Genomic DNA, 24,377 nt, shown 5'->3' on the forward strand with positions numbered 1-24,377 from the left:
AGGAGGCCGCACCCTTGAAAAGACGAACAAAATGGTATGCGGCGCTGGTCTGTATCGGGATTGTCGGCGTGGGGGCACTCGCCTATAGCTTGTATACGAAAGGCGCTCCTCCCGCCGACATAGCTGCTTTCGCACGATCGGACATAAAGCCTGCTGCGACGACCGAACTGAAATATATGGCGGACCGCAGTAAAGCCGTCCCAGGCATGAAGCTCATCGCGCAGACGGATGCGCTCGCGCTCTACATGAATACGGAAACGACAGAAATCGCCATCCTTAACCTGGCGAGCGGCAAGGTGTGGCACAGCAATCCGGGGGATATCGGTTCGGATGCCAAAGCATCGCCATTCGAGAAGGACCGCTTGGCCGCGCAAGTGACATTGAACTACCGCGATTCAATCGGGACGCTAGGCGCGATCACCAATTTCACGGACAGCATCCAGCGGAAGCAGTTTAAGACGGAGGGGATCAAGAACGGTGTACGGATTACCTATACGATCGGGGATACGTCGCTCGGGATTGATGCGCTGCCGAAACGGATCAGCAAGAAACGCTTCGAGGAGAAGGTGCTGAGCAAGCTGGACGAGAAGACGGCCGCTTACGTATCGAACCGGTATTATCCACTGGACAACAATCCGGATGTACTGGAGCGGCTTGATACAGAAGTGTCGAGAGCGCTCGTGCTGAAGCGGGTGCTCGATGCCTTCGCCAAAGCCGGGTATACGGCGGAGGATTTGAAGGCGGACAATGACGAGAACGGCATGTCCGGCGGCAGCGCTTCGACGAAGCCAAACTTCACAATTCCGATCGAATATCAGCTTTCCGGCGATTCTCTTCTCGTGCATGTTCCGGTGAAAGACATCCAGGAGAGCAAAGGCTACCAGATCCGTTCCGTCGAGCTGCTCGACTTCTTCGGGGCGGCAAGCCAGGATGAGCGAGGCTACATGCTCGTTCCCGACGGTTCCGGCAGCTTGATCAACCTGAATAACGGTAAAGTGAGCGAAGAGGTCTACGTGCAGCGGGTGTACGGCGACGACGAGAACGACAATTCGAAGCGGCGCGGGCAGATCGCCGAGGCCGCACGTCTGCCGGTGTTCGGTATGAAAACGGGCGACGATGCGTGGTTCGCCACGATCGAGAAGGGCGAGGGCATCGCCAGCATTAATGCAGACATTAGCGGTCGTAAAAATTCCTACAACAACGCCTTTGCCAGCTTCACCATTCGCGGCGAAGACGAGCTCGAGCTGTACAAAGGCAACAAGGTGGACGAATTCCAGCTGCTTACAGACGATCGCTTCACGGGCGACATTCAGCTTCGGTACAACTTCCTTTCCGGTGACCAGGCGTCGTACTCGGGCATGGCGGCGCTGTACCGGAACAATCTGGTGAAGGAAAACGTGCTGCAACCGTTGAAAGCGCAGGACCAGCTGCCGTTCTACGTCGACCTGCTGGGCGCGGTGGATAAACGAAAATCATTCCTCGGCGTGCCTTATAAAGGTCTAATGACGATGACGACGATCGACCAAGCGAGCCAAATCGCCAAGGAAATCAAGAATGCTGGCGTGTCCAACGTACAGATGCGCTACGTCGGGTGGTTCAACGAAGGGATCGACCACAAGATTCCGGAGACCGTCAAGCTCGACAGCCAGCTGGGAAGCAAATCGGACCTGTCCAAGCTGGCGGCTCAGCTGAAGGGCATGGGCGGCAACTTGTATCCCGACGTCGCGTTCCAGCATGTGCTGCGCGAGAACCATGACTTCAAGCCGGCTTCGGACGCGGCCCGCTTCGTCACGAGAGAGCAGGCTCTACTGCAGCCATTCGACCGCGCACTGAACGCGATGAACACCGAATGGGGTTCCTTCTACTTATTGTCCCCGGCGAAGCTGCCGTACTTCGTGGACCACTTTGTCGATAGCTATAAGAAGTACAAGATGGATTCGGTCGCGCTGCGCGACATGGGCGATACGTTGATTGCCGATTATCGCGTCAATCGTGTCGTGTTCAGGGACGTCGCCAAGAATATCGTGACTGATCAGCTCGGCATAATCCAAAAGAGCTATCCGAACGTGATGATGACCGGAGGCAACCAATACGCCTTGAAGTACGCCGACCAGCTGCTGAACGTGCCGATGGCCTCCAGCGCATTCAGCATTGAGGACGAGGTCGTTCCGTTCTACGAGATGGTCGTCCACGGCTACAAGGATTATGCCGGCGCGCCGATCAACCTGGACGACGAGCAGGACCTGTCGTATCACCTGCTTCATTCGCTGGAATACGGCGCTGCGCCGCATTTCTTCTGGTCATACGAGTCGTCTTCCAAGCTCAAGCTGACAACTTACGAGTCATTGTTCTCGACACATTACTCGGAATGGCTAGGGGATGCGGCAGCTTTGTACAGCAAGCTTAACAAAGTGCTTGCCGGGCTACAGAGCGAGACGATCATGGAGCATGCGCAGCTGAAGCCTGGCGTCGTCAAGGTAAGTTACAGCAACGGAACGTCGATTTATGTGAACTATACGGATCAACCGGTCACCGTGCAAAACGTGCAAATCGGTGCGGAAAATTATTTTACTGTGGGTGGTGACAAACAGTGAACGTAAAACGATTAACTTTGACGCAGAAACGCGCGCTGCTCGGTATCTTGTTCATCCTGCCCTGGCTGCTTGGCTTCGTGTTTTTGTTCGCGACGCCACTGTTTCAATCGATTCATTTCAGCTTCAGCAATATGAAGATTGCCCCGGGAGGCGGGTATACGCTTGACTTCATCGGATGGGATAACTTCAAGAATGCGTTGTCGATCGATCCGAATTTCAACCGTATTCTGACTCAGTCCTTGAGCGAGATGGCATGGAACGTGCCGATGATCTTGTTCTTCAGCTTGTTTACGGCGACGATGCTGAACACCAAGTTCGTCGGACGCCCGTTCGCGCGTGCGATCTTCTTCCTGCCGGTCATTCTCGCATCCGGCGCTATTGCCGCAGCCCAGACATCTGGCCTCATTCAACTAACCGGCAGCTCCGAGATGGCGAAGGAGCTCGGGCAGCAGCAGAACGGCTTCGACCCGCTGTCGCTCGCCTTCATGTTGTCCGACGCGGGACTTCCAATGTGGTTTATTGAATACATCATCAGCGCCGTTCAGCGAATCTATGAAATCATCAAGAGCTCCGGCGTGCAGATTCTGATCTTCCTGGCCGCACTCCAATCGGTTCCCGTCTCCATGTATGAGGTAGCCAAGATGGAAGGCGCGACGGCTTACGAGACGTTCTGGAAGATTACATTCCCGATGGTCAGCCCGTTAATCTTGACGAACATCATTTATACGATCATCGACTCGTTCACGAACAGCCAAGTGACGACGACGATCTACAACACGGCGTTCCAGGCACAAAACTTCGGGCTCAGCGCCGCGATGTCCTGGATTTATACCGCGGTTATCAGCGTTGTGCTCATCATTGTCGGCATTCTCGTATCTAGAAAAGTGTTCTACTACAATTGACGGGATAGGAGGGCGAAGGCATTGAAACTACCCGATTTGCAAAACGAAGCCGTCGTCATACAAATGCAAAAGGCGCGCAACAAGACGGTATCACTGCTGTGGCTTATTTTCCGGTACATTCTGATCATCGGGATTTCTTTTATCATTCTCTACCCGATCCTGCAGCAGCTGTCGGTCGCCTTTAAGGATAAGACGGATATCTACAATCCGACGATCTACATGATTCCGGTGCATTTCACGATGGAGAATGTGCGTTATGCGATGGCCGTGCTGGATTACTGGCCGCTGCTGAGGAACACGCTAATCTTCGCGGCATCTACGACGCTTCTCCAGGCTGCTTCATGCTCGCTGGCGGGCTACGGCTTTGCCCGGTTTAATTTCCCAGGGAAAAACATTCTGTTCACGCTCGTCGTGCTGACCATCTTGATTCCGTCGAGCACGCTGATGGTGCCGATGTACATTCATTTCCGCTCGTTCGATTTGCTCGGTGTCATCCATCTGATCACCGGCAAAGAAGGCATCAACATGCTTAACACATACAGTCCATCGCTGATTACGGCCGCTTTCGCCAACGGCTTGAAGTCCGGCTTGTTCATTTATATTTTCCGGCAGTTCTTCCGCAGCATGCCAGGCGAAATCGAAGAGGCGGCGCTCATCGACGGCGCGGGCGGCATCCGCACCTTCTTCACGATCATGCTGCCGAATGCGGTTCCGCCGCTCATTACCGTCATCCTGTTCTCATTCGTCTGGCAGTACAACGACATCTTCTACGCCTCGCTGTTCAACAGCGCGAGCGACTTGATGTCAATCAAGGTATCCTCGCTGCCTGCCGACGTGAACCAGTACTTGCCGGGCATCATGGGCATCGGCACCGGAACGAACGTCAAGGTGGATCCGAACCAAGTGTCCATGATCGTCGACACTGGGATTCTGCTCGCGATTTCCCCGTTAATCGCGATGTACCTCTTCGTACAGCGCTTCTTCGTCGAGAGCGTCGAGCGTTCGGGCGTCGTCGGCTAAGCGCGAGGCAGCGGAAGGGGAGTGCGGTATGAACAAACGAATGCTTACCTTCGTCTCCATTGGAGGACTCCTGCTAGTTGCTGCGGCGCTTCTGCTATTCATCCCGGCTATTAATGGCCGTAACGAGTCTCCCCGGTCTGAGCCTGACGCTCAGGCAGGGGAGGCGTTAACAACAGCAGGAAAAGCGCCGCTCATTCGCAACGTGAAAACGAATACAGCGGATGTCGGCCTCTACGAGAAGTTTGAGCTTGCTTTCGAAGTGGATGGCGAGTACGACAATCCTTACGATCCCGACCAGATCGACTTAGCAATGGCGCTCGCCTCGCCTTCTGGCAAGACATGGAGCATTAACGGCTTTTATGACGCGACGGATGCAAAATGGAAGTTTCGATTCGCGCCCGACGAGAAGGGCACGTGGCATTACCGGTTCTACGCCGCCGGTCATGGCGGCGCCGACCAAAGCAACGAGGTCGAAGGCGATTTCGAAGCGGTCGCATCGGGCAGCCGGGGCTGGATTCAGCTGTCGCAGACGAACAAGCGGTACATGGAATACCGCAACGGCTCGACCTTCTACGGCATCGGCATTGCGTATCCGTGGAATATCACGGACGCGAGCTTGGACAAAATCGTGGCAAACGGCGGCAATCTGATCACATACTGGAACGGCAATTACGACGGCGAAGGTAATGGAGGCGGGAGGAATCAACTGCAATCGTACGAAGCCGGCGTCGACAGGATCGATCCGCTGAAAGCCCAGCGGGTGGACGATCTGCTCGCGGCGTTCGAGCAGCGCGGACTGCATATGAGCTTCGTCATCTGGCCGCACGACTCTCTGACCGAGCTATTGGAGGGCTGGCCCAATACATGGTCGCAAAACGGTTATTCGGCGCTTGGCCCGGCGAAGGATTTCTATGCGAGTGACAAGATGTGGCGCTATCAGGAACGGCTGTATCGATACATCATCGCGCGCTGGGGGTACAGCCGGGCGCTTGGCATCTGGGACTTGGTCGACGAGATCAACGGCACGGACGGATGGGCGCAAAATCCAACCGATGTGACGGATGCCTGGGTGAATAAGGTGCACGATTACTTCAAGGCACATGATCCGTACGGTCATCCGACAATGGGCTCAATGGCCGGCAACCGGCAGGACTACTGGGATTACGCCTATCGCACGCTCGATATTGCCGACCGTGAAAACTACTATAATTTCGGCTATGACGCGTATGCTCGCGACATACGCAAACGTTGGGACAGCTACGAGAAGCCGCTGATGATCGGCGAAACCGGCAACATTACCGATACGGTGAAATACCATCAGGCGATCTGGGTGTCGCTGACGAACGGTCTTGCGTCGATCCCGGTCTGGTGGGATTTCGATCATGTCAGCGACGATATGTTTCGGCAGATGAAGCATTTGGCTGCGTTCGCGGCGAAGATTGATTTCCACGAACCTCGCCTTCCCGTTAGCGTCAGCGTTGATCAAGCCTCGAAGTCGCAAGCTTGGGTCATGCAGGGTAAGCGAACATCATTCGGCTGGCTCATGACCGAGAAGGGCGGAGCGGGCGGAAGGGCGGTAAAGTTGACGGACTTTGCAGACGGTTCCTATGCCGTCTCGTGGTACGATCCATGGACCGGTACGACAATCGGCGAAGGGGGTGCGGAAGCGTCGAGCGGCTCGCTCTCCTTGGAGTCGCCTGTATCGAAGCAGCTGGATCTATCCTTTACGATTACGCGAAAATAACGATGGCGACAAGGAGAGGAAGCAGGATGAACGTCGAGTGGGCGCAGCGAATGAACGTTGAACCGAAACTGATTAATCCGCTGGCTGACGATTGTGCGAGGCGGCTAATGGCTTATCTGTGCGATACGTACGGCAAACGGATGCTGACCGGACAACAGATCGGCGTCCACGCTACACCGGAGATGGACGTGATATTCCACGAGACGGGGCACTATCCGGCTGTCGGCGGCTTCGATTTCATGAATGATTCTCCGTCACGCACGGAGCGCGGCTCCGTCGGTACGGATACGACGCTCGCCTTGCAATGGTGGCAGGCAGGCGGGATCGTCACCTTCTGCTGGCATTGGAACGCGCCCAAGGATCTGGTCGATCGACCGCCCGACAACGGCTGGCACCGCGGCTTCTACTCCTCAGCCACGACGTTCGATCTTGCCAGAGCGATGGACGATCCGTCGTCGGAGGAATACGTCTTGCTGCTTCGCGATATTGACGTTATCTCCGGCTTGCTCGTGCAGCTCCGCGAAGCCGGCGTCCCCGTCCTGTGGCGGCCGCTCCACGAAGCGTCCGGCGGCTGGTTCTGGTGGGGCGCCAAGGGATCGGAACCGTGCATCCGGCTCTGGAAGCTGATGTACGACCGGATGACGCAGCTGCACGGCCTGCACAATCTGATCTGGGTGTGGAATGGGCAGCATAAGGACTGGTATCCGGGCGATGCGTACGTGGACATCATCGGCGAAGACGTATATTCGCCCGCACAGAATTATCAATCAAATGTCGGCCGCTTCCGGCAAGCGCTGAGCTATACGGATGCCGCAAAGATTATCGCGCTGTCTGAGAACGGACCGCTTCCGGATCCCGACCTGATGATCGAGGACGGCGCGCTTTGGCTGTGGAATTGTACGTGGTATGGTAATTTCCTTCATAAACAGGAGGAAGGCGAGACGGTCGTTTCGAATCAATACACCGAAGTGGAGATGCTGAAGAAAGTTTATCGGCATCCCTTTACGGTGACGCGTGATGAGCTGCCCGATCTCGTCCATTACCCCCTGTCTCATCCCTAACAGACAGCGAACCGATTCGTACTGAGACCGACGTTCTTATTACGAGAGATTCCAATTCTAGCATAGGAGCTGATAGAAACATGAGTTTGCGAGTACTGACGGCAGAACAAATTGAACAGTTCATCAACAAAGGCTATGTGCATATTAAAGGCGCCTTCTCGCGGGAAGCGGCTCTGGAGGCGCAGTCGTTCCTGTGGGGCAAGCTGGAAGAGAAGGTCGGCGTCGTGCGTGAGGATCCCTCGACTTGGCAGGAGCCGATGGTCAGCATCCGTGAGAATTACCGCCACGCCGCTTTCGACGTCTGCAATACGGCACTGTTCGCCGACGCCGTCGAGGATTTGACGGGCGCGGATCGCACGATCCATCGCTTCGTCGCCGGCGAGACGGCGGGCGACAAGCTCCCCGGCTGGGGCTGGTGGCCGGTCAACTTCTTCGTCGGCCGCGACGAGCCTTGGTTCGTGCCGACGAACGGCTGGCATTGGGACGGCATTCATTTCCGGCATTACGTCGATTCGCCGGATCAAGGGCTGCTCTGCCTGTGCCTCTTTTCGGATATCGCGCCACACGGAGGTGGCACGCTGGTCGTCCAAGGCTCCCATAAGACGGTCGCACGTCACTTGAACAGGTTTCCGGAAGGCGTCGAGCTGGGGGAAGGCATTCGCGCTCTGCATGCTGAGCACCCGTATTTCGCCAAGCTTACGGAGCGGGACGGCGAACAGCTCAGCGCAGAGGAACGGAATGCTTATTTCATGGATCAGGCATACATCGAAGAAGACGGCACGCAGCTGCAGGTCGTGGAAACGACAGGGGAGGCCGGGGATGTCATTCTGTGCCATCCGTTCCTCGTGCATGCCGCATCGCCGAACCACAGCGGGAAGGTCCGATTCATGTGCAATCGAACGTCGCCGCTGAAGGAGAGACTGTCGCTGCAACGAGAAGAATATGGCGATTACTCACCGCTCGAGCGAAGCATCCGGGCATCCGTCCATAGCTAAAATGCGTCGACTGAAATCGTATTTTTATATACGGAGGGTTGTCTGGTGGAGAAAGAGATCAGATTTATTAAGGAAATGGATTATGAAACAGCGCATGCACTTCAGTGTGAGTATTTGGACAGAGAGACCTTTGAGGATTTTTTGCAACGGGTGAAGAGTGATCCTGACTTGTATTTCGTAACGGTGGATGGTAGTGAAGTGGTTGGTGTTTGCTATGGAAGTCCATCTAAGAAAAATGAGGCAGTCATTAATTTGAATGGGATCGCGGTTAATCTGGATCATTCAAAAAATTATGCTAGAGTTGGGCTTGGAACAAACTTGCTGCTTATTTTCGAAAAAGCCGTGAAGCAAAGGGGATACAATAAAATTGGTGTAGGCTCAGCTGATGACCCCAAAGTAGAAGCTTTTTATTTGAAAAATGGATTTAAACCAACGGAATTGGTAGTCATAGGTTCAAATCATGAGGAAATGGATAGAATCCGAGTTAATGACTTTGAAAGCGGGATTTTACGAAGAGAAGAACTAAGACGTAGTTACAATCCAAGAGAAGTCATCTTCATTTTAGAAAAATATATTGAATGAGTTTACTTCAAGGGAGTCGTGACACATGAAAAGATGGAGCATTGCGCTCGCTGCCACGCTGCTCGTGTTTGTTGTGGCAACGGGGTGTATGGACGGCTCGCAAAACCTAGGAGAGAAGGTATCAAACAAGGCGGAGAATGTCACGCCGGCAGCGAATAAAGTGGAGAAGAATACGCCGTCTGCGGGCCCGACTCCGACTGCTTTGCCCGAGACTACTCCGGATCCGAAGTTACCGAAGCGCGATCCACAGTCGGGGCCGCTTGACGTATTTCAACAGGCGAAACGGCTCGGGAGAGGCATCAATCTTGGCAACGCGCTTGAGGCACCGATAGAAGGGGAATGGGGAGTCACTTTACAGGAAAGCTATTTCAAGACGATCAAGGATGCAGGCTTCGAAACAGTTCGGGTTCCGATCAAGTGGTCGGCACACGCGGATATGAATGCTCCTTACACGATTGAAGCCAAGTTCTTCGAACGGATTGATTGGGTCGTCGACCAGTCGCTGAAGCAGGGGCTAAACATCGTTCTTGACATGCACAATTACGATGAAATCTATCAGAATCCAGATGAGCAAGAGGCTCGGTATCTGGCGCTATGGAAGCAAATCTCGGTACGGTACAAGGAGCTTCCCGGCAATGTGTATTTCGAACTGCTCAATGAACCAAATAGTTCTCTGACGTGGTCGAAATGGAATCGAATGCTGAAGAAAGCACTCGATGCGATTCGGAGCGAGGATCAGTGGCATTCGGTCATTATCGGTTCCGTCAGCTGGAGCAATTACGCTGAACTTGTGTCGCTCGACATTCCGGATGACGAACGCAACGTCATCGTTACGTTTCATTATTATGATCCTTTTCCCTTCACCCACCAAGGGGCAGAATGGGCAGGGCCTGAGATTGGAACCACTGGTATTCTTTGGCCAGGTCCCCCGGCACAGAAGGTGGAGCCGATCGCTGCCGCCAAGCAGGTACAGTGGGTGGACGATTGGTTCCGCAATTACAATACGAATCCGGCAGAAACGAATCCGGCAGGTCCCAATTCGATTGTGGAAGCATTTGATAAGGTGGCAAATTGGGCAAAGGAGAACAACCGACCGGTCTATCTTGGAGAATTCGGCGCGTACAGCAAAGCTGATATGCCTTCACGAGCACGCTGGACGACCTTTGTGCGAGAGGAAGCGGAGAAGCGTGGCTTCAGCTGGGCTTACTGGGAATTTTGCTCAGGTTTCGGCGTATATGACCCAGTAGCTAATCAGTATCGAAAGGAATTGTTGGAAGCACTTATTCCTCCTAATTAGCAAAGTTAGTGAAAAGATTTATTCGGGAGTGGATGCTATGAACACAAAAGTTCCTGTTCCTGTGCTAAATATCATTGGCCCTGTTGGCATCGGAAAGTCGAGTACCGCAGATGCCATATCAGAATTTCTGGAATATGACCATGCTCTTCCGCATGCGGTAGTCGATCTTGATCATGTGAGGCGTGGGTTTCCTCCGCCCAAAGATGATCCTTTCAACAAGGTGCTTGGATTTAATAATCTAGCTGCCGTCTGGAATAATTATCGTTCGTTTGGAGCCAAGTGTCTGATTATTCCTAGTGTCATGGAAAGCGATGAGGATCTGAACAAGATTCGACTATCAGTACCCGGAGCTGATCTATTCCTAGTTCGTCTAGTAGCATCACTTGACGTCAACCATGCTCGGATTCGTGGCAGGGAAAAGACCGTCGATTCATTGAATTGGCATCTAAAACGCTCGACCCAACTCGCTGAGGAGCTCGCCGTAAAGAAATTGGAGCATGTAGTTGTAGATACGGAGAATAAGTCTCCGTCCGAAATAGCCCGAGAAATTATCCGCAAATGGGGAATCGTTGAATGGCACACCAAGTCATGCTGAATTGGTGTAACCAGGTCAGGTAACTTATATCATCTGAGAACGCAGCCTAAAGACGGCAGCTAGCTGGTGGACGAAGGGAGAACAGCCGGATGTCTCCGCTGTTTGGAAGACTGCTTCCAAAGACTCCGTTCAGACCTGGAACGCCATAAAGGCATCTAATAGCGGCGACAAAGTCATTTATGCAGGGCATACCTAACCTATAAGCGAAAATGATGGGACCAAAGGCGTGATTCCTGGGAATGCCGAGGGTTGGATGCTAATCGCAATAACCACTATGGTAAATATTAACTGAATAGTCTAGGCTGCTTAGAAAATGCGGGCCGAGAGAGGAAAAAGCCTCTCTCGGCACCCGAGAAGGCCGAGAAAGTAGCCTTTTCTCCTCGAAGAGAGGGAAAACCCGCTCTCAGCCCCCGAAATCGCGGGAACCCCGCGGTGAGAGAGGAAGAAGCCTCTCTAGGAGAACGAAATCGCCCGAGACGCAGCCTTTTCCCGCAAAGAGCGGAAAAACCCGCCCTCACCACGCTGTTCCCGCGCTGCAGCAATCACATAAACAAGAAGAAGCCGAGAGACCAATCCTGATCTCTCGGCTTCTTCTTCCTTACCGTTTGCGAAGCATCTTCGTGTTCACCCAAGCACTGCTGCTGCCAGGCTGCGGATTTCGCTCGCCCGCTTGATCGTTGATGCTCCGGTTGACAGCGATCTGTCCGCCTTGGGTCGCTGCGAATCCGACGTGGCGGTTGATCATGCCGCCGCTTTCCGCTTTTTGAATGATTTTGATCCGATGGCCGTAGTGAATCGAAATATTGTAGGTGATGTTGACTACTTTTCTGCAGGAACAACGGTGTAGTCTGCCCATCTCTCATCCTCCAATCCTATTTGCTCTACGATATGAATCTATGAGAGGGGAGACTTGTGCGCATGTCCGCAAATAAAAAAAGGACAGCCAGTTGCTGGCTTGTCCTCTTCGTTGAACCATTAAATTTCCATGTTAAACTGCCACAAAATGCCGAACTTATCTGTTGCTTGTCCATAAAGCTTGCTCCAGAAAGTCTCTTGCAGCGGCATTGTAGCTGTACCATCACCACTAATGCGATTGTAGACACGAGTAAGCTCTTCTGCGTCGTTAATGACGATTGCAAGCGTGATGTTATTGCCCATCGTGAGCGGCATTCCCGGGAAAGTATCAGAGAACATGAGGTCGCTGCCATAAGCATGGATGCGAGCGTGCATGATGTGCTTTTCAGTTCCTGGAGGAAGCGGGTAATCCGGATGCGCCGGCACACTGTCGAAAGTTGCGAGGTTCGTTACTTCGACATTGAACACTTCAGCGTAGTATTCTACAGCTTCACGTGTGTTGCCGGGGAAATTGAGGTATGCACTGATTGCCATTACGATCATGCCTCCAAAGGGTTAGTAGAATTTGGTACAGAAGTACCTCCAATAGTTTAACATGTCCGATGCCAAAAGCAAATTTGGAATCAACAGGAAATCCCGCATTCAGTTAGCTCTCCGCCGTTTCATCCAAGTCTTCATTGTAAGCAAGTATGCCACGTTTAAAATAATGCAGCTTCTCATCGCTGGTCGTTTCCATCAGGTTCTGAATCAGAAGCTCTACGCTCTCTTTGTAGCTGTTGCTGTTGTAAAGCGCCATGGCGAGGAACACTTGAATCGCACGATTGTCTGGGAATTCCTGCCTTCCTAGACGCAGCGTTTCTACCGCTTTATCGTATTGCCCCCAATAGCGATAAGTGCTGCCGAGCCCCATCAGACACCGTTCCCGATCTGCACCGGATAGACCAAGTCGAAGAGCTGACTCGTAATAAGGAATGGCTTCCTTACCAAGGCTGGAATTGTCATGCGCGATGCCAATCTGATAGTTGATTTCGGCATCCACTGGATATTCGGCTAATAAAGACAATAATTGCGTCCGAACTTCGCCTAGCAGCGCTTGATCCTGCTTAGCACGACCTTCCTCACGTTTTTCGACCAAATCAGCTAGCAGTTCTCTTTTCATACCTGCACCATCCTAACTTTAATAAGGAGCCAACAAAGATGGACTCATTTTATCATAGCGCCTGGTATCCTTTGTATAAGTTTCCAGTAGAAATTCGTGCATGGAGGGCAACATATTTTACAATCATTTTCGAAACGATATAATCATGATAGAATTACGTGAAAATCGCGCAAGCTGAGGGAGCCTATATGAAAAAGCCCATTTTTTATTCCATCATCGGAATTAGCTTGGCCGCCTTGGCCGTTACGCTCTATTCCATGTTTACGCTATATTCCAATGACCTTGGCATGACTAACATTGCGGAGCCTGTGCTAACGTCATCCAAGCCGCATATCGTTATCATTTCTCAGGAGCAGGGCAGCTATATGATGAACGAAATCCAGCGTGGAGCGCGGGATGCAGCGGCGTCGCACGGCATGGCAATCGAGTTCTGGGGGGTCTACCGCTCGAATGTGGAAGAGCTTATTAAGCAGGTCGATATTGCAATCGCTTCCAAAGTCGACGGCATTATTATCGAGGGCGCAGATCGGCCGGATTTTGTCCAGATGGTCAATAAGGCGATATTCAGCGGAATTCCTGTCGTGACGATCAATTCAGATTCACCGGATAGTCTGCGTAAGTCGTATGTCGGATCGGACCATTATCAAGAAGGCATTCTGATGGGGAAGCATATTGCTCAGAAGCTGGTCGGGCAAGGCACGGTAGGCGTCATTACGAACACGGAAGCTTCGGACACGGATAAGCTGCGTCAGCAAGGCTTGCATGAAGTGCTGAAGAGCTATCCGGCTATCAAGCTTGTTACTTCCTCGATGGACAATGTGAATGGACCTGCGAATATGCAGACCTTTGATATCCTGAATCATTATCCAGCTGCAAAAGCATTCATTGGCTTGAAGGCGGAGTCTGGCAGAAGCATCGTGCAAGCAGGAGGGACCCGTTCGCGGTCAAGCCATTATCAAGTCTTTATGTTCGACGATTCACCTCAGACGATGAAGTTGATTCAGGAGAATATCGTTGAATCTGGCTTGTCACAGCATTATGAGGAAATGGGCAAAATGAGCGTCGATCTCGTGAAGCGCTGGCTCGACAGCGATCAGCTGCCGCTTAACAACAGTTATTTTACTCCAATCAGCGTCGTGGATTCGGCGGATGAAGGAGGCAGCAAATAGCATATGAAGACGATCCGCAGCAAAATGATGCTTTTGTCGATTCTCATCTGGATCATTATGGCGCTCATCTGGCTGTCCATGAGTGCATTCAACCAGAAGACTGTCGAGCAGTACAACCAGATTCTGCAGCGCTACTTGCTTATGAATCAAGCTTCCCAGCAGAGCCAACAGACGCTCACTTCGTTGAATAATTACCGCATTACCCCGACAGAGGCAAATTTAAGGCAGTATCAGGACGATAATAATACACTGTTCCATACAAAGTCCGAGCTGAGCTGGCTTCGCAATCCGAACAATGAGATGCAGCTGGATAACTTTCAGAATATGATCGAGAGCCAGTCTGAATCGATGGATCTCGTCGTTCGGTTCCAGACGGATAATGACGAAGACTCGGTTGCCAAGAAATTCGATGAAGCATCAAACATTTCCAAATACATTTCCGAGACTACGCTGACGCTAATCAGTGGCGAGCAGAAGACATACGATGCGTTTTACCGCAAAATCATAAAGCGCAGCAATGACTTGTTCCGAATGGGCTTCTGGACACTCGCCCTCGTATCGCTATTGCTGCTGCTGTTCTCTTTCCGATTCGTAAACAGCGTGACCCAGCCGATTCTGAAGCTGACGCAGGCGTCGCGTGAGCTCTCGCGCGGCAATTTCCAGAAGCCAATTGAGATCAGCAATAACGACGATATGGCTTTTCTTGCCAGAACGCTCGACAATATGCGGCTTAACATCGGTAATCTATTCGATGAGATCCAGAGCAAGGCGCAGCTGGAGTATGATCTGCACAAGCATAAGCTGATGCTGAAAGAAAGTGAATTGAAGAGTCTGCAGAGTCAGATTAATCCGCATTTTCTGTTCAATACGCTGAATATGCTTTCGAAGGAAGCATTTCTGGCAGGTGCTGACAAGACGAGTGAGCTGATTAGCTCGGTTGCCGGAATGCTTCGTTACAATTTGCGCAGAATGGACAGCCGGGTGTCGCTGCGTGACGAGGTTGAAGTGCTTGAGGAGTATTTGACGATTCAGAAAGCGCGATTCGATGATAGGCTGACGGTCATTCGCGAGATCGATGAGGAAGCACTTGATATCGAAGTGCCGATCTTGATTTTGCAGCCTCTGGCGGAGAACGTATTTATATATGTAATCGAACCATCTGAAGAAGGCGGAACATTGACGCTGCGTGTGAAGCAAGAGCAGGATCAAGTCATCGTTCAAGTTGAGGATACCGGACAAGGCATGAGTCTGGAGCAAATCGAGAAGCTGCTATCGGAAGCGGAGAGCACCACTTACAAAGGCCATTCTACAGGTATCGGTATTCGCAACGTCCAGCATCGACTTCAGTTGTTCTATGGCGTTGATGATATTATTACGATTGAATCGAAAATCGGCGAAGGAACATGCATTACGCTTACGCTTCCGAGGGGGAAACAACAATGATACGCGTATTAATTGTAGATGATGAGCCGATTGAACGAATTGCATTACAAAAAATAATAACCGAGGGACTCGCAGAGGTAGAGGTCGTTGGACAGGCTTCTAATGGCAGGGAAGCAATTGAGCAAACGAAGCTGCTGAAGCCAGACCTCATTACGATGGATATCAAGATGCCGGGATTAAGCGGGATTGAAGCGATTCAGGGAATTAAAGCAGCTGGCGTTCGTGCCAAATTCATTATGGTGACTGCATTCGATACGTTTGAGTTCGCCAGAGCCGCACTGCAGCTCGGCGTTAGTGATTACTTGCTTAAACCAAGCAAGAAAGCAGTCATTCTCGAAACGATCGGCAAAGTCGTTGACGAGATTATTGAAGAGCGTAAGGAACAGGAGCGCCAACGACTCGAGTCGGAGCGATTGCGAAAAATGCTGCCGATTGTGGAGGCCGACATCGTATCTCAGCTATTATTCGATGATGTGCAATCTGTTCATCTTCGCGAGAACATCGAGCTGCTTGGCGTACCGGGATCAAGAGGCGGCTTCGTCGTCAATCTGCTGCTCTCGGATTCGAAGAAGGGCGATGGCGGACCAAGCGAGCTTGAGCAGTTATACGAGACGATCATCGCTCAGCTGAATGACGCTTCGGTTCATTATTGGATCGGCAAGCTATCCGGTAAGCAAGTACCGATTATCGTGTTCGTGTCCGGGGAACTATCTTACCGCAATCATGCGGTCGGAATTGGCCGTAAGTTGGTGCAGCTCGTACAGCGGCATAGCGACTTTGAACCATTCGCCGGAATAGGTGGACTCTGCATTGACATTGGCGATGCGATGCGCAAGTCGTATCATGAAGCGTTGCTCGCTTCTGTTGATCTCACTATGCCAGCGCGCTATTGTTTGTATGAGGATCTGCCTCAGCATGAAGGTGTCCCCGCTCGGATTGAGACGCTTGAGATGGAGAAGAATGTGCTGGAAGAAGTCCGGCGCGGAAGCTGGGAAGCAGCGGCTGACCAAGCCCTTCAAATGATTGATGCCTATGAAGGAGCCGGCGAGCAACTCGGCATGGCGCAGCAGCGCATCTTCGAGGTGCTGATCATCGCAACACGGATGCTGCATGAGATGGGCGTAGGTGTGGAGACGCCCTATTATCCAAACCAAGCGGTAAGCTATGTGCAGCTGAAAGGCGAGACGCGGGCTATCATTAACCGGCTTTCACATACAGCTGCTGCGCTAGAGGGGGAGATGGAGTCTGATCTCTTGCTTACGCTGAAGCGCTATATTAAAGAGCATGCGCACGAGGAATTGTCGCTTGAGCGCATTGCGGCACATGTAGACCGCAATCCTTTCTACGTCAGCAAGCTGTTCAAAGAATATTTCGGCATGAATTATATTGATTATTTGACCGAATGCCGTGTAGAGACAGCGAAGCATTTGATGCAGGAAACAGATAAGAGCTTGAAGGAAATTACGTTCGACATTGGCTATAATGACCCGAATTATTTCAGCCGCGTATTCAGGAAGATCGTCGGCAGCACGCCAACCGATTACCGGAAACAGCTGCTGCGGCCGGCCGCGAAGAAACAGAGCTAAGGAGCGATGATGCGTGTTGCCTAAACAGAAACTTTATAAAGTGATTGGCGCAGCTTCGATCATTGCGATACTTGTGTTCACGTCATCCTGCACGCTGCTGAATTCGGATAAAGGGAAGATCGGCGAAACACTTAAACAGCCGGAGCGGTTGGATCATGTACGCGCTTCAGGTGACGACGATCGGCTCGTGATCGGGTTATCTATAGATACGCTTGAAGAGGAGCGGTGGGTAAAGGACCGCGACTTGTTCAAGGCTGCCGTTGAGGAGCTTGGCGCCAAGATCGATGTACGAGCGGCAAACGGGGACGACGCGAAGCAAATCGCGCAAGCGGAGAGCATGATCTCAAGCGGCGTCGATGTGCTCGTCGTTGTGCCGCATAATGCGGAAGCATGTGCAGCCATAGTTGCGAAGGCGCATCAAGCCGGAATCAAGGTCATTTCTTACGACCGGCTCATCCTGGATTCCGACGTCGACCTGTACATTTCCTTCGACAATGAGAAGGCGGGCGAATTGCAGGCCGAGGCCATCGTGAAGCAGGTACCGAAGGGCAACTTTGTCTTGATTGAAGGCGCGGATACGGACAATAACGCGCATATGTTCAAGCAAGGTCAGATGAACGTCATTAAGCCGCTCGTCGATAAAGGCGACATTAAGATCGTATATGATCAGTTCACGAAGGAATGGATTCCGGCTAACGCAAGAGCCAATATGGAGGTTGCATTGGCGGCGAATCAAGGCCATGTCGACGCTGTTATTGCAGCCAATGACGGCACGGCAGGTGGAGTCATTAACGCGCTTACAGACCACCATCTGGCCGGTACGATCCCGGTCTCCGGGCAGGATGCCGAGCTTGCGGCAGCCCAGCGGATTGTGGAAGGGACGCAGACGATGACGGTTTACAAACCGATCCCGAAGTTGGCGGAAGCGGCAGCTGAACTCGCAGTCAAGCTAGCGAAGGGCGAGGAGGTAAACACCGATAGGACGGTGTTTAACAAGAAGATTGACGTACCGGCCATTCTGCTCGAACCGATCGCGGTCGATTCGAACAACATGGAGGAGACGATCATTGCTGATGGCTTTCATAAGAAAGCAGACATTTACCGCAATGTGAAATAGCGGCACCAAAGGACGCTTCAGCTTATAGCTGGGGCGTTTTTCTTATGCAGATTATCCATTATCCGCTCTGCTCGTCCCAGAATCACAAAATAGTGTAGATAGACTAAAAAATGTGCTATTGTATAGCGCTTTCAACATGTTTAGCCGGTGCTATAGTTGGTTTGTAAGCGTTTTAGAAAAACCGAGAGGGGAAACAAACATGAAAAAAGGGTTCAAAGCAGTAGCGCTTCTAGTCGTTATCATGCTGTTCGCAGCAGTTGTAGCGGCATGTGGCAAAGACAACAAAGTAAGCGTAGGTATCGTACTTCCGACGAAGGATGAGCCACGTTGGGTACAAGATGAGCAGCGCTTCAAAGACGCGCTCAAGGGCACGGATTACACAACTGACATTCTGTTCAGCCAAGGTTCCTCGGCGAAAGAGAAAGAAAACGTTGAGACACTTATCAATAAAGGCATTCAAGTATTGATCATTTGTCCGCAAGACGGCGACGCGGCAGCAGCAGCTGTTGAATCCGCTAAGAAAGCCGGCGTTAAAGTTATCTCCTACGACCGTTTGATCACGAAAACAGATGCTGTTGACTACTACGTTACATTCGATAGCGTTGCAGTAGGTAAAGCACAAGCGCAATACCTCGTTGACCACGCTAAAGGCAGCGGCGAGCCACTGTACCTGTACGCTGGAGCAGCTTCCGACAACAACGCATTCTTGTTCTTTGAAGGCGCATGGTCGGTTCTTCAACCGAAAATCGCTGATGGCACATTCAAGATTGCAAACTCCAGTGAAGCTGAAGGGCTGAAAGGCAACGCAACTCTGGAGCGCGACCAAATGAGCAAAATCATCGGTCAAATCACGACGAACTGGGATGCAAACGAAGCGAAGAACAAAGCACAAACTCACTTGACTGCAGCAGCAGCTGACATGAAAGGCGACGTTGCTATCCTTGCTCCTAACGATGGCACTGCTCGTTCGATCGCAGACGTATTCGGTTCCGACAAAGATGTGAAGAGCTTCGTAGTATCGGGTCAAGATGCTGAGCAAGCATCCATCCAATACGTAATCGACGGCAAACAATCGATGACAGTATTCAAAGATGTTCGTAATCTCGTTAAAGACGCTATGGGTATGGCGCTTTCGATCCTCGACAGTAAAACACCTGAAACAACAGGCGAGTACGATAACGGCAAAATCAAAGTACCAGCGAAACAAACAGATGTTATCGTTGTTGACAAAGACAACGTGAAATCGGCTCTGATTGATTCCGGCTACTACAAAGCTAGCGACTTCCAAGGTCTGTAATCCATAAAAGGCATTTCGGGGAATAGTGATAGATCATCTATCACTATTCTTCGATTAATCATTCAGGAATGCCTATCGACAGCGATGCCAAGTTCAAGCCTGAATGATTTAGTTAAGGAGTGCGAGAACATGAGTGACTATATATTAGAGATGAGAGGCATTTCCAAAGAATTTCCCGGCGTTAAAGCTCTTTCGAACGTAAGCTTCAAAGTGAAAAAGGGTGAAATTCATTTCTTGGTCGGCGAGAACGGTGCAGGTAAATCGACGCTGATGAAGGTGCTCTCGGGCGTATATCCGCACGGCTCTTACGACGGAGATATCGTATTCGAAGGGAATGTACAAAGCTTTGCCAAGATCAGCGATAGCGTAAAAACAGGTATTGCCATCATTTATCAAGAGCTTGCGCTGTTCCCTGATTTGACGGTATACGAGAATATTTTTGCAGGCAACGAAATTAAACGCGGTTCATTTGTGGATTGGAATCACACCATTATGCGGGCGAAGGAAATGCTGCAAATGGTGAAGCTAGATGTGAACCCGGAGACGCTTATTAAAGATCTGGGCGTCGGTAAGCAGCAGCTTGTCGAAATTGCTAAGGCATTAACGAAAGAAGTGAAGCTGCTCATCCTGGATGAGCCGACCGCTGCACTTAATGAAGATGACAGTGAAAACTTGCTGGAGCTTCTAAGGGAGCTTCGTAATCAAGGCATTACATGCATCATGATTTCGCACAAGCTGAAGGAAGTCATTGCGATTGCCGATAGTGCAACCGTACTGCGCGACGGACAAACGATCTGTACACTTGACGCCTCCAAAGGTGAAATTACCGAAAATGCCATTATCAAAAACATGGTCGGCCGTGAGATCGAGGATATTTATCCGAAGCGGGCAAACAAGATGTTCGGCAATCCAATTCTGGAGCTTCAGAACTGGTCAGCATACGATCCGAATCTCGGTCGCAGCGTCGTCAAGAACGTCAATTTGCAAGTTAAACAAGGCGAAATCGTCGGTATTGCCGGCTTAATGGGCTCTGGACGAACAGAACTTGCACAAAGTATCTTTGGTAATCCGAAGTCTTATAAATTGCAGGGCGACTTGCAGCTTGACGGCAAGAAGCGTACGTTCAAGCATCCGCAGGATGCAATCAAGGCAGGCATTGCATATGTAACGGAAGACCGGAAGGGCGATGGCCTCTTCCTCATTCAAGATATTAAGAGCAACATTGTGGCAGCGAACCTGCATGGTATCGCGAAGAACGGCTTCATTAACCAGAATGAAGAAGTGAAAATTTCGAACGCATATAAACAATCACTGAATATTAAGACGCCTTCGGTCGAGCAGCTTGTCGGCAAGCTCAGCGGCGGTAACCAGCAGAAGGTATCGCTCGGCAAATGGCTGTTCGTCGGACCGAAGCTGCTTATCTTGGATGAGCCGACCCGCGGTATCGACGTAGGGGCAAAGTTCGAGATTTATACACTCATGAACAAGCTGATCGCAGAAGGAATGAGCATCATCATGATCTCGTCGGAGCTTGGCGAGGTGCTCGGAATGAGCGACCGTATCTACGTGATGGCGGAAGGCCGCATGACGGGCGAGCTGTCCATTGAAGAAGCGGATCAAGAGAAAATTATGCAACTTGCAACGCAATAGGGGGAACACACTGTGAATTTCTTTAACGAAGGAAAATCGTTGATAAAAGTAAATATTCGCGAATACGGCATGTATATCGCATTGTTCGTCATTATGCTGACGTTCTCCATTATGACTGACGGCTTGTTCATGTCATCGCGGAACATCAGTAACCTGCTTGATGCGACCGGCTATATCGCGGTACTTGCAGTCGGCATGACGCTCGTCATCGTCATTCGTCACATTGACTTATCTGTCGGTTTCATGGCGGGCTTTCTGGGCGCAATCGCTGCGATCTTCTTGACGCAGCTTGGTGTACCCTTTTACATTACGATTCCGATCATTCTCGTATTTGGTATTATTGTAGGCTTGTTAAACGGCTTCCTGGTCGCCCAGATTGGTATTCCATCCTTCGTTGCATCGCTCGCAGGGATGTTGATCTTCAGAGGCGCGCTGCTTATGGTGACAGAGAAAACAGGTACGATCATTATTAAAGATGATCATTTCAACGCGATCGGGAACGGCTTTATCCCATCGCTCGGTAAAGTGGCCGGACTGAACGTGCTATCCTTGATCCTTGGCGCTGTAGCTATTCTGCTTTACATTTTCGTGGAAATTTCTAATCGCAAAAAGAAGCAGCAGTACAATTTCGAAGTCACTTCGAACAATATTTTTGCTGTTAAGCTTGTATTTGTTTCCGCTATTATCGCTTATATCACATGGATTATCGCTGGCTACAACGGCTTCTCCTGGACAGTTGTTATTATGCTGCTCGTCGTCATTGTTTATCAGATTCTATCCACGAAGACGGTGCTTGGGCGTCATATCTATGCGGTTGGCAGCAACCCGGAAGCGGCTCACCTGAGCGGTATCAGCGTGAAGAAGATTACGTACATCGTATTCGGTTCGATGGGTATGTTGTCTGCGCTTTCCGGTATTCTGTTTACAGCGCGTTTGCAATCTGCGACAACAACAGCAGGTACGCTGTTCGAGCTTGATGCAATTGCAGCGGCTTATGTCGGTGGCGTGTCCGCGGCAGGCGGCGTTGGTAAAGTAACAGGCTCGATCATCGGTGCGATCGTTATGGCCTCGCTCTCAAGCGGTATGAACCTGCTCGGTGTTGGCATTTCGTATCAGTATATGATTCGTGGCGCGGTGTTAGCTGCTGCAGTTATTTTCGACGTCATGACGCGCAAAAAGAGAGGTTAATCCTTCATTTGTTCAATAGTTGCTTCAAGCTGCCAGGAACCTCGCGTTCCTGGCTTTTTTTTACACGTAAATTCAGGACCTCCTCTTGCCGATATAGTTAGAATGAGCGATTACATATAAACAGGACGATATTGTCCGAACCTATAGGAGGATTACATAAGAGCAATGAGGACGCTAGTACCTGATTATTATGAGAAATTCACGTGTATTGGTTCAGCCTGCGAAGATACTTGCTGCTCAGGGTGGAGTATCGCAATCGATGAGCAGACATTAAAAAAATATAAGCGCGTACCGAAGCAGCAGCTAGATATTATGTCAGGCGTGAATGGGAAGTCATTCAAGACCATTGAAGCGAACTGCCATTTCCTGACGGAAGAGAAGCTATGCCGGATTCAAGCTACACTTGGCGAAGCCTATCTGTCGCATACCTGTGACAAGTTTCCAAGATCAGTCAATGTGGTGGACGGTGTAAAAGAAGCTTCCGCGACGCTCGCTTGTCCGGAAATTGCAAGGCTTGTGCTATTTAACCCGAATGGCATCGATGTGAATTATACCGAAGAAGAGATTGAGCTCCCCGTTGATAAACGATTCAAACCAGATCCCTATATGAACATCGTACGAGACCTCGTTCTGGGCATCTTGCAGGACCGTCGATATGCAGTAGACGATCGGATGGTCATTCTTGCGATGTATTTCAATGATCTTGTGAAATATAAAGGACTTGAAGATGAGTTCTTGCATGGCGATTTCCGTGATGTGCTGCGTGATGTGAGCGGGGAATCAGCAAGCCAGTTCCAAATTGTCCGCGACATTCTACACATCCTGAAGGACGAACAGAAGGAAGCTGCGCGATATAAAGCGCTGATCGCTTCGGTAGACGGATATTTGGGCGGCTCCAACAGCAGCTACGCGGAAGCCTATGCGAAGCACTACAAGCCATTCATGGAATCTAACGCGCATATCCTTGAGAACTTCCTTGTCAATTATGCGTATCGCACAGTCGATTTCTCTAAATCAATCGAATCGTTCTTCTTAATGACCGTCCTTTACGCGATGCTGAAGTATCATCTCATTGGCATTGCTGGCGCGCATAAAGGGCTGACGGAAGAGCTTGTCGTCGATACGATCCAGCCGTTCATGAAACGGTTCGAGCATCACCCGGGTACTGCGATGATTACAAGCTTCTTCAAGAAGAACGGATACTTCTCGCTTGCTGATTTTATTCGATTAATCAAGAATTAATAGCTGAAGGAGTTGGAGGTTCAAGATGAGTAAAGAGATGTACATGCAATCGGTGCTCGACATGATGGAAACGTATCAGAAAGCTTTCTCGGAGGAAACGATTCTGCTTGTGATGGATTTGGAGAAGGTATGCGGGTTTCTGCCTACACCTTCGATTAAAGTCACAATTCCCGTTGGAACGCCACGCAGCGCCTTGGTGCAAACCGTGTCGGAGCAAGCACTCTGCCTGAACGAAGTATGCTATGAGGAACGTGGTCCTGAAGCGTACGGAATTGCGTATGTAGCTACCGCATCGCCGCTGCGATATAACGGAGAGCTTATAGGTGTACTTACCTCCGTTACGGTGAACGAGAAGTTTGAGATGATCCGTAATTCCTCGGAGAGCCTTGCTGCTTCGGTCGAAGAAATGACGGCAACCTCTAATCATCTCGCCTCCGGTTTCGCATCCATTAATAACGAGATGGATCAACTGTCTGTAATGTCGACGACGCTTGTGGATGATATTAGTGCGATTCAATCCATTATCGGTGTTGTGCAGGAATTGGCGGACACGTCGAATTTACTTGGATTAAACGCTTCTATTGAAGCGGCACATGCCGGCCAATATGGTCGGGGGTTTGCTGTCGTTGCAAATGAAATTCGCAAGATGGCGAATCAGAGCAAGGATGCCTCAGGCACGATTCGAACGCAGTTAATCGACATGCAGAGCCGATTGAATGAGATCAATCGCTTCGTGGAGACGGTCAAGACAGACATGGCCCATCATTCTGATAGCGTTAAGGAGCTGGATTCCGCATTCGAGCATATTGCAGTAACGGCGAACGAACTCCTCAATCGTTTCTCCGCGGACAATCGAAAATAATCGAATTGACGTCGCCAGC

Annotated in this window: 21 protein-coding genes; 18 read left to right on the forward strand and 3 right to left on the reverse strand. The window is 50.9% G+C overall.

Annotated elements, in window-relative coordinates; all coding sequences use genetic code 11:
- Positions 1-14 precede the first annotated feature (14 nt).
- The 9 genes from BMY11_RS03965 (at position 15) to BMY11_RS04005 (ending at position 10,790) form a co-directional block, all read left to right on the forward strand.
- Positions 15-2,594 carry a DUF5696 domain-containing protein gene (locus BMY11_RS03965; RefSeq protein ID WP_090573142.1) on the forward strand — a complete coding sequence of 860 codons (2,580 nt, stop codon included), beginning with the start codon at positions 15-17 and terminating at the stop codon, positions 2,592-2,594.
- A complete protein-coding gene (locus BMY11_RS03970) occupies positions 2,591-3,496 on the forward strand; it encodes a carbohydrate ABC transporter permease (RefSeq protein WP_090573143.1) in 906 nt (301 codons plus the stop codon). Before BMY11_RS03965 ends, BMY11_RS03970 begins: the two co-directional genes overlap by 4 nt.
- A 63-nt stretch (positions 3,497-3,559) precedes the next feature.
- Positions 3,560-4,516, forward strand: a complete 957-nt coding sequence (locus BMY11_RS03975) for a carbohydrate ABC transporter permease (protein WP_090573525.1) — start codon at positions 3,560-3,562, stop codon at positions 4,514-4,516.
- Between the two features lie 28 nt (positions 4,517-4,544).
- Positions 4,545-6,260, forward strand: coding sequence for a DUF5060 domain-containing protein (locus BMY11_RS03980; RefSeq protein WP_090573144.1), 1,716 nt, complete (start codon positions 4,545-4,547; stop codon positions 6,258-6,260).
- A 26-nt stretch (positions 6,261-6,286) separates the two neighbouring features.
- Positions 6,287-7,321 carry a glycosyl hydrolase gene (locus BMY11_RS03985; RefSeq protein ID WP_090573145.1) on the forward strand — a complete coding sequence of 345 codons (1,035 nt, stop codon included), beginning with the start codon at positions 6,287-6,289 and terminating at the stop codon, positions 7,319-7,321.
- A gap of 80 nt (positions 7,322-7,401) precedes the next feature.
- Entirely contained in the window at positions 7,402-8,316 is a 915-nt protein-coding gene (locus BMY11_RS03990) for a phytanoyl-CoA dioxygenase family protein (RefSeq protein ID WP_090573146.1), read from the forward strand.
- A gap of 45 nt (positions 8,317-8,361) precedes the next feature.
- The gene (locus tag BMY11_RS03995) at positions 8,362-8,898 is read left to right on the forward strand and encodes a GNAT family N-acetyltransferase (protein WP_090573147.1); all 537 of its coding nucleotides are present in this window, start codon (positions 8,362-8,364) and stop codon (positions 8,896-8,898) included.
- A gap of 25 nt (positions 8,899-8,923) precedes the next feature.
- Positions 8,924-10,195, forward strand: coding sequence for a glycoside hydrolase family 5 protein (locus BMY11_RS04000; RefSeq protein WP_218150159.1), 1,272 nt, complete (start codon positions 8,924-8,926; stop codon positions 10,193-10,195).
- A gap of 37 nt (positions 10,196-10,232) precedes the next feature.
- Positions 10,233-10,790 (forward strand): hypothetical protein, encoded by a 558-nt coding sequence (locus tag BMY11_RS04005; RefSeq protein WP_090573148.1) that lies wholly within the window; start codon positions 10,233-10,235, stop codon positions 10,788-10,790.
- A 598-nt stretch (positions 10,791-11,388) separates the two neighbouring features.
- On the opposite strand, the gene BMY11_RS04010 is transcribed toward BMY11_RS04005, so the two are convergent.
- From BMY11_RS04010 to BMY11_RS04020, 3 genes are all read right to left on the reverse strand, one after another.
- The gene (locus tag BMY11_RS04010; RefSeq protein ID WP_090573149.1) at positions 11,389-11,646 is read right to left on the reverse strand and encodes a hypothetical protein; all 258 of its coding nucleotides are present in this window, start codon (positions 11,644-11,646) and stop codon (positions 11,389-11,391) included.
- 119 nt (positions 11,647-11,765) lie between these two features.
- Positions 11,766-12,179: a VOC family protein gene (locus BMY11_RS04015; RefSeq protein WP_090573150.1), complete on the reverse strand. Its 414-nt coding sequence runs from the start codon at positions 12,177-12,179 to the stop codon at positions 11,766-11,768.
- Positions 12,180-12,291: 112 nt separating this feature from the next.
- Positions 12,292-12,804 (reverse strand): tetratricopeptide repeat protein, encoded by a 513-nt coding sequence (locus tag BMY11_RS04020; RefSeq protein ID WP_090573151.1) that lies wholly within the window; start codon positions 12,802-12,804, stop codon positions 12,292-12,294.
- A gap of 188 nt (positions 12,805-12,992) precedes the next feature.
- Between BMY11_RS04020 and BMY11_RS04025 the strand changes: the two genes are divergently transcribed.
- From BMY11_RS04025 to BMY11_RS04065, 9 genes are all read left to right on the forward strand, one after another.
- Positions 12,993-13,973, forward strand: coding sequence for a substrate-binding domain-containing protein (locus BMY11_RS04025; RefSeq protein ID WP_090573152.1), 981 nt, complete (start codon positions 12,993-12,995; stop codon positions 13,971-13,973).
- Between the two features lie 3 nt (positions 13,974-13,976).
- A complete protein-coding gene (locus BMY11_RS04030; protein ID WP_090573153.1) occupies positions 13,977-15,416 on the forward strand; it encodes a sensor histidine kinase in 1,440 nt (479 codons plus the stop codon).
- Entirely contained in the window at positions 15,413-17,002 is a 1,590-nt protein-coding gene (locus BMY11_RS04035; protein WP_177182480.1) for a response regulator transcription factor, read from the forward strand. Before BMY11_RS04030 ends, BMY11_RS04035 begins: the two co-directional genes overlap by 4 nt.
- A 16-nt stretch (positions 17,003-17,018) precedes the next feature.
- Complete coding sequence (gene xylF / locus BMY11_RS04040) at positions 17,019-18,119, forward strand: D-xylose ABC transporter substrate-binding protein (protein ID WP_256217293.1); 1,101 nt, start codon at positions 17,019-17,021, stop codon at positions 18,117-18,119.
- A 199-nt stretch (positions 18,120-18,318) separates the two neighbouring features.
- Entirely contained in the window at positions 18,319-19,416 is a 1,098-nt protein-coding gene (locus BMY11_RS04045) for a sugar ABC transporter substrate-binding protein (RefSeq protein WP_090573155.1), read from the forward strand.
- 129 nt (positions 19,417-19,545) lie between these two features.
- Complete coding sequence (locus tag BMY11_RS04050; RefSeq protein WP_090573156.1) at positions 19,546-21,066, forward strand: ATP-binding cassette domain-containing protein; 1,521 nt, start codon at positions 19,546-19,548, stop codon at positions 21,064-21,066.
- A 12-nt stretch (positions 21,067-21,078) separates the two neighbouring features.
- Positions 21,079-22,254, forward strand: a complete 1,176-nt coding sequence (locus BMY11_RS04055; protein WP_090573157.1) for a sugar ABC transporter permease — start codon at positions 21,079-21,081, stop codon at positions 22,252-22,254.
- Positions 22,255-22,419: 165 nt separating this feature from the next.
- Positions 22,420-23,496, forward strand: a complete 1,077-nt coding sequence (fliB, locus tag BMY11_RS04060; protein WP_090573158.1) for a flagellin lysine-N-methylase — start codon at positions 22,420-22,422, stop codon at positions 23,494-23,496.
- Between the two features lie 25 nt (positions 23,497-23,521).
- Positions 23,522-24,358 carry a methyl-accepting chemotaxis protein gene (locus tag BMY11_RS04065; RefSeq protein WP_090573159.1) on the forward strand — a complete coding sequence of 279 codons (837 nt, stop codon included), beginning with the start codon at positions 23,522-23,524 and terminating at the stop codon, positions 24,356-24,358.
- The last annotated feature ends 19 nt before the right edge of the window (positions 24,359-24,377 follow it).

Source organism: Paenibacillus sp. OV219 (genome assembly GCF_900110075.1).
Lineage (GTDB): Bacteria > Bacillota > Bacilli > Paenibacillales > Paenibacillaceae > Paenibacillus_Z.

Coding starts and splice junctions, on each gene's coding strand:
- BMY11_RS04030 (WP_090573153.1), top strand. CDS start 13,977: ATGAAGACGATCCGCAGCAAAATGATGCTTTTGTCGATTCTCATCTGG.
- BMY11_RS04005 (WP_090573148.1), top strand. CDS start 10,233: ATGAACACAAAAGTTCCTGTTCCTGTGCTAAATATCATTGGCCCTGTT.
- BMY11_RS03985 (WP_090573145.1), top strand. CDS start 6,287: ATGAACGTCGAGTGGGCGCAGCGAATGAACGTTGAACCGAAACTGATT.
- BMY11_RS03990 (WP_090573146.1), top strand. CDS start 7,402: ATGAGTTTGCGAGTACTGACGGCAGAACAAATTGAACAGTTCATCAAC.
- BMY11_RS04045 (WP_090573155.1), top strand. CDS start 18,319: ATGAAAAAAGGGTTCAAAGCAGTAGCGCTTCTAGTCGTTATCATGCTG.
- BMY11_RS04000 (WP_218150159.1), top strand. CDS start 8,924: ATGAAAAGATGGAGCATTGCGCTCGCTGCCACGCTGCTCGTGTTTGTT.
- BMY11_RS04065 (WP_090573159.1), top strand. CDS start 23,522: ATGAGTAAAGAGATGTACATGCAATCGGTGCTCGACATGATGGAAACG.
- BMY11_RS03975 (WP_090573525.1), top strand. CDS start 3,560: ATGCAAAAGGCGCGCAACAAGACGGTATCACTGCTGTGGCTTATTTTC.
- BMY11_RS04010 (WP_090573149.1), bottom strand. CDS start 11,646: ATGGGCAGACTACACCGTTGTTCCTGCAGAAAAGTAGTCAACATCACC.
- BMY11_RS04020 (WP_090573151.1), bottom strand. CDS start 12,804: ATGAAAAGAGAACTGCTAGCTGATTTGGTCGAAAAACGTGAGGAAGGT.
- fliB (WP_090573158.1), top strand. CDS start 22,420: ATGAGGACGCTAGTACCTGATTATTATGAGAAATTCACGTGTATTGGT.
- BMY11_RS04025 (WP_090573152.1), top strand. CDS start 12,993: ATGAAAAAGCCCATTTTTTATTCCATCATCGGAATTAGCTTGGCCGCC.
- BMY11_RS04050 (WP_090573156.1), top strand. CDS start 19,546: ATGAGTGACTATATATTAGAGATGAGAGGCATTTCCAAAGAATTTCCC.
- BMY11_RS04015 (WP_090573150.1), bottom strand. CDS start 12,179: ATGGCAATCAGTGCATACCTCAATTTCCCCGGCAACACACGTGAAGCT.
- BMY11_RS04035 (WP_177182480.1), top strand. CDS start 15,413: ATGATACGCGTATTAATTGTAGATGATGAGCCGATTGAACGAATTGCA.
- BMY11_RS03980 (WP_090573144.1), top strand. CDS start 4,545: ATGAACAAACGAATGCTTACCTTCGTCTCCATTGGAGGACTCCTGCTA.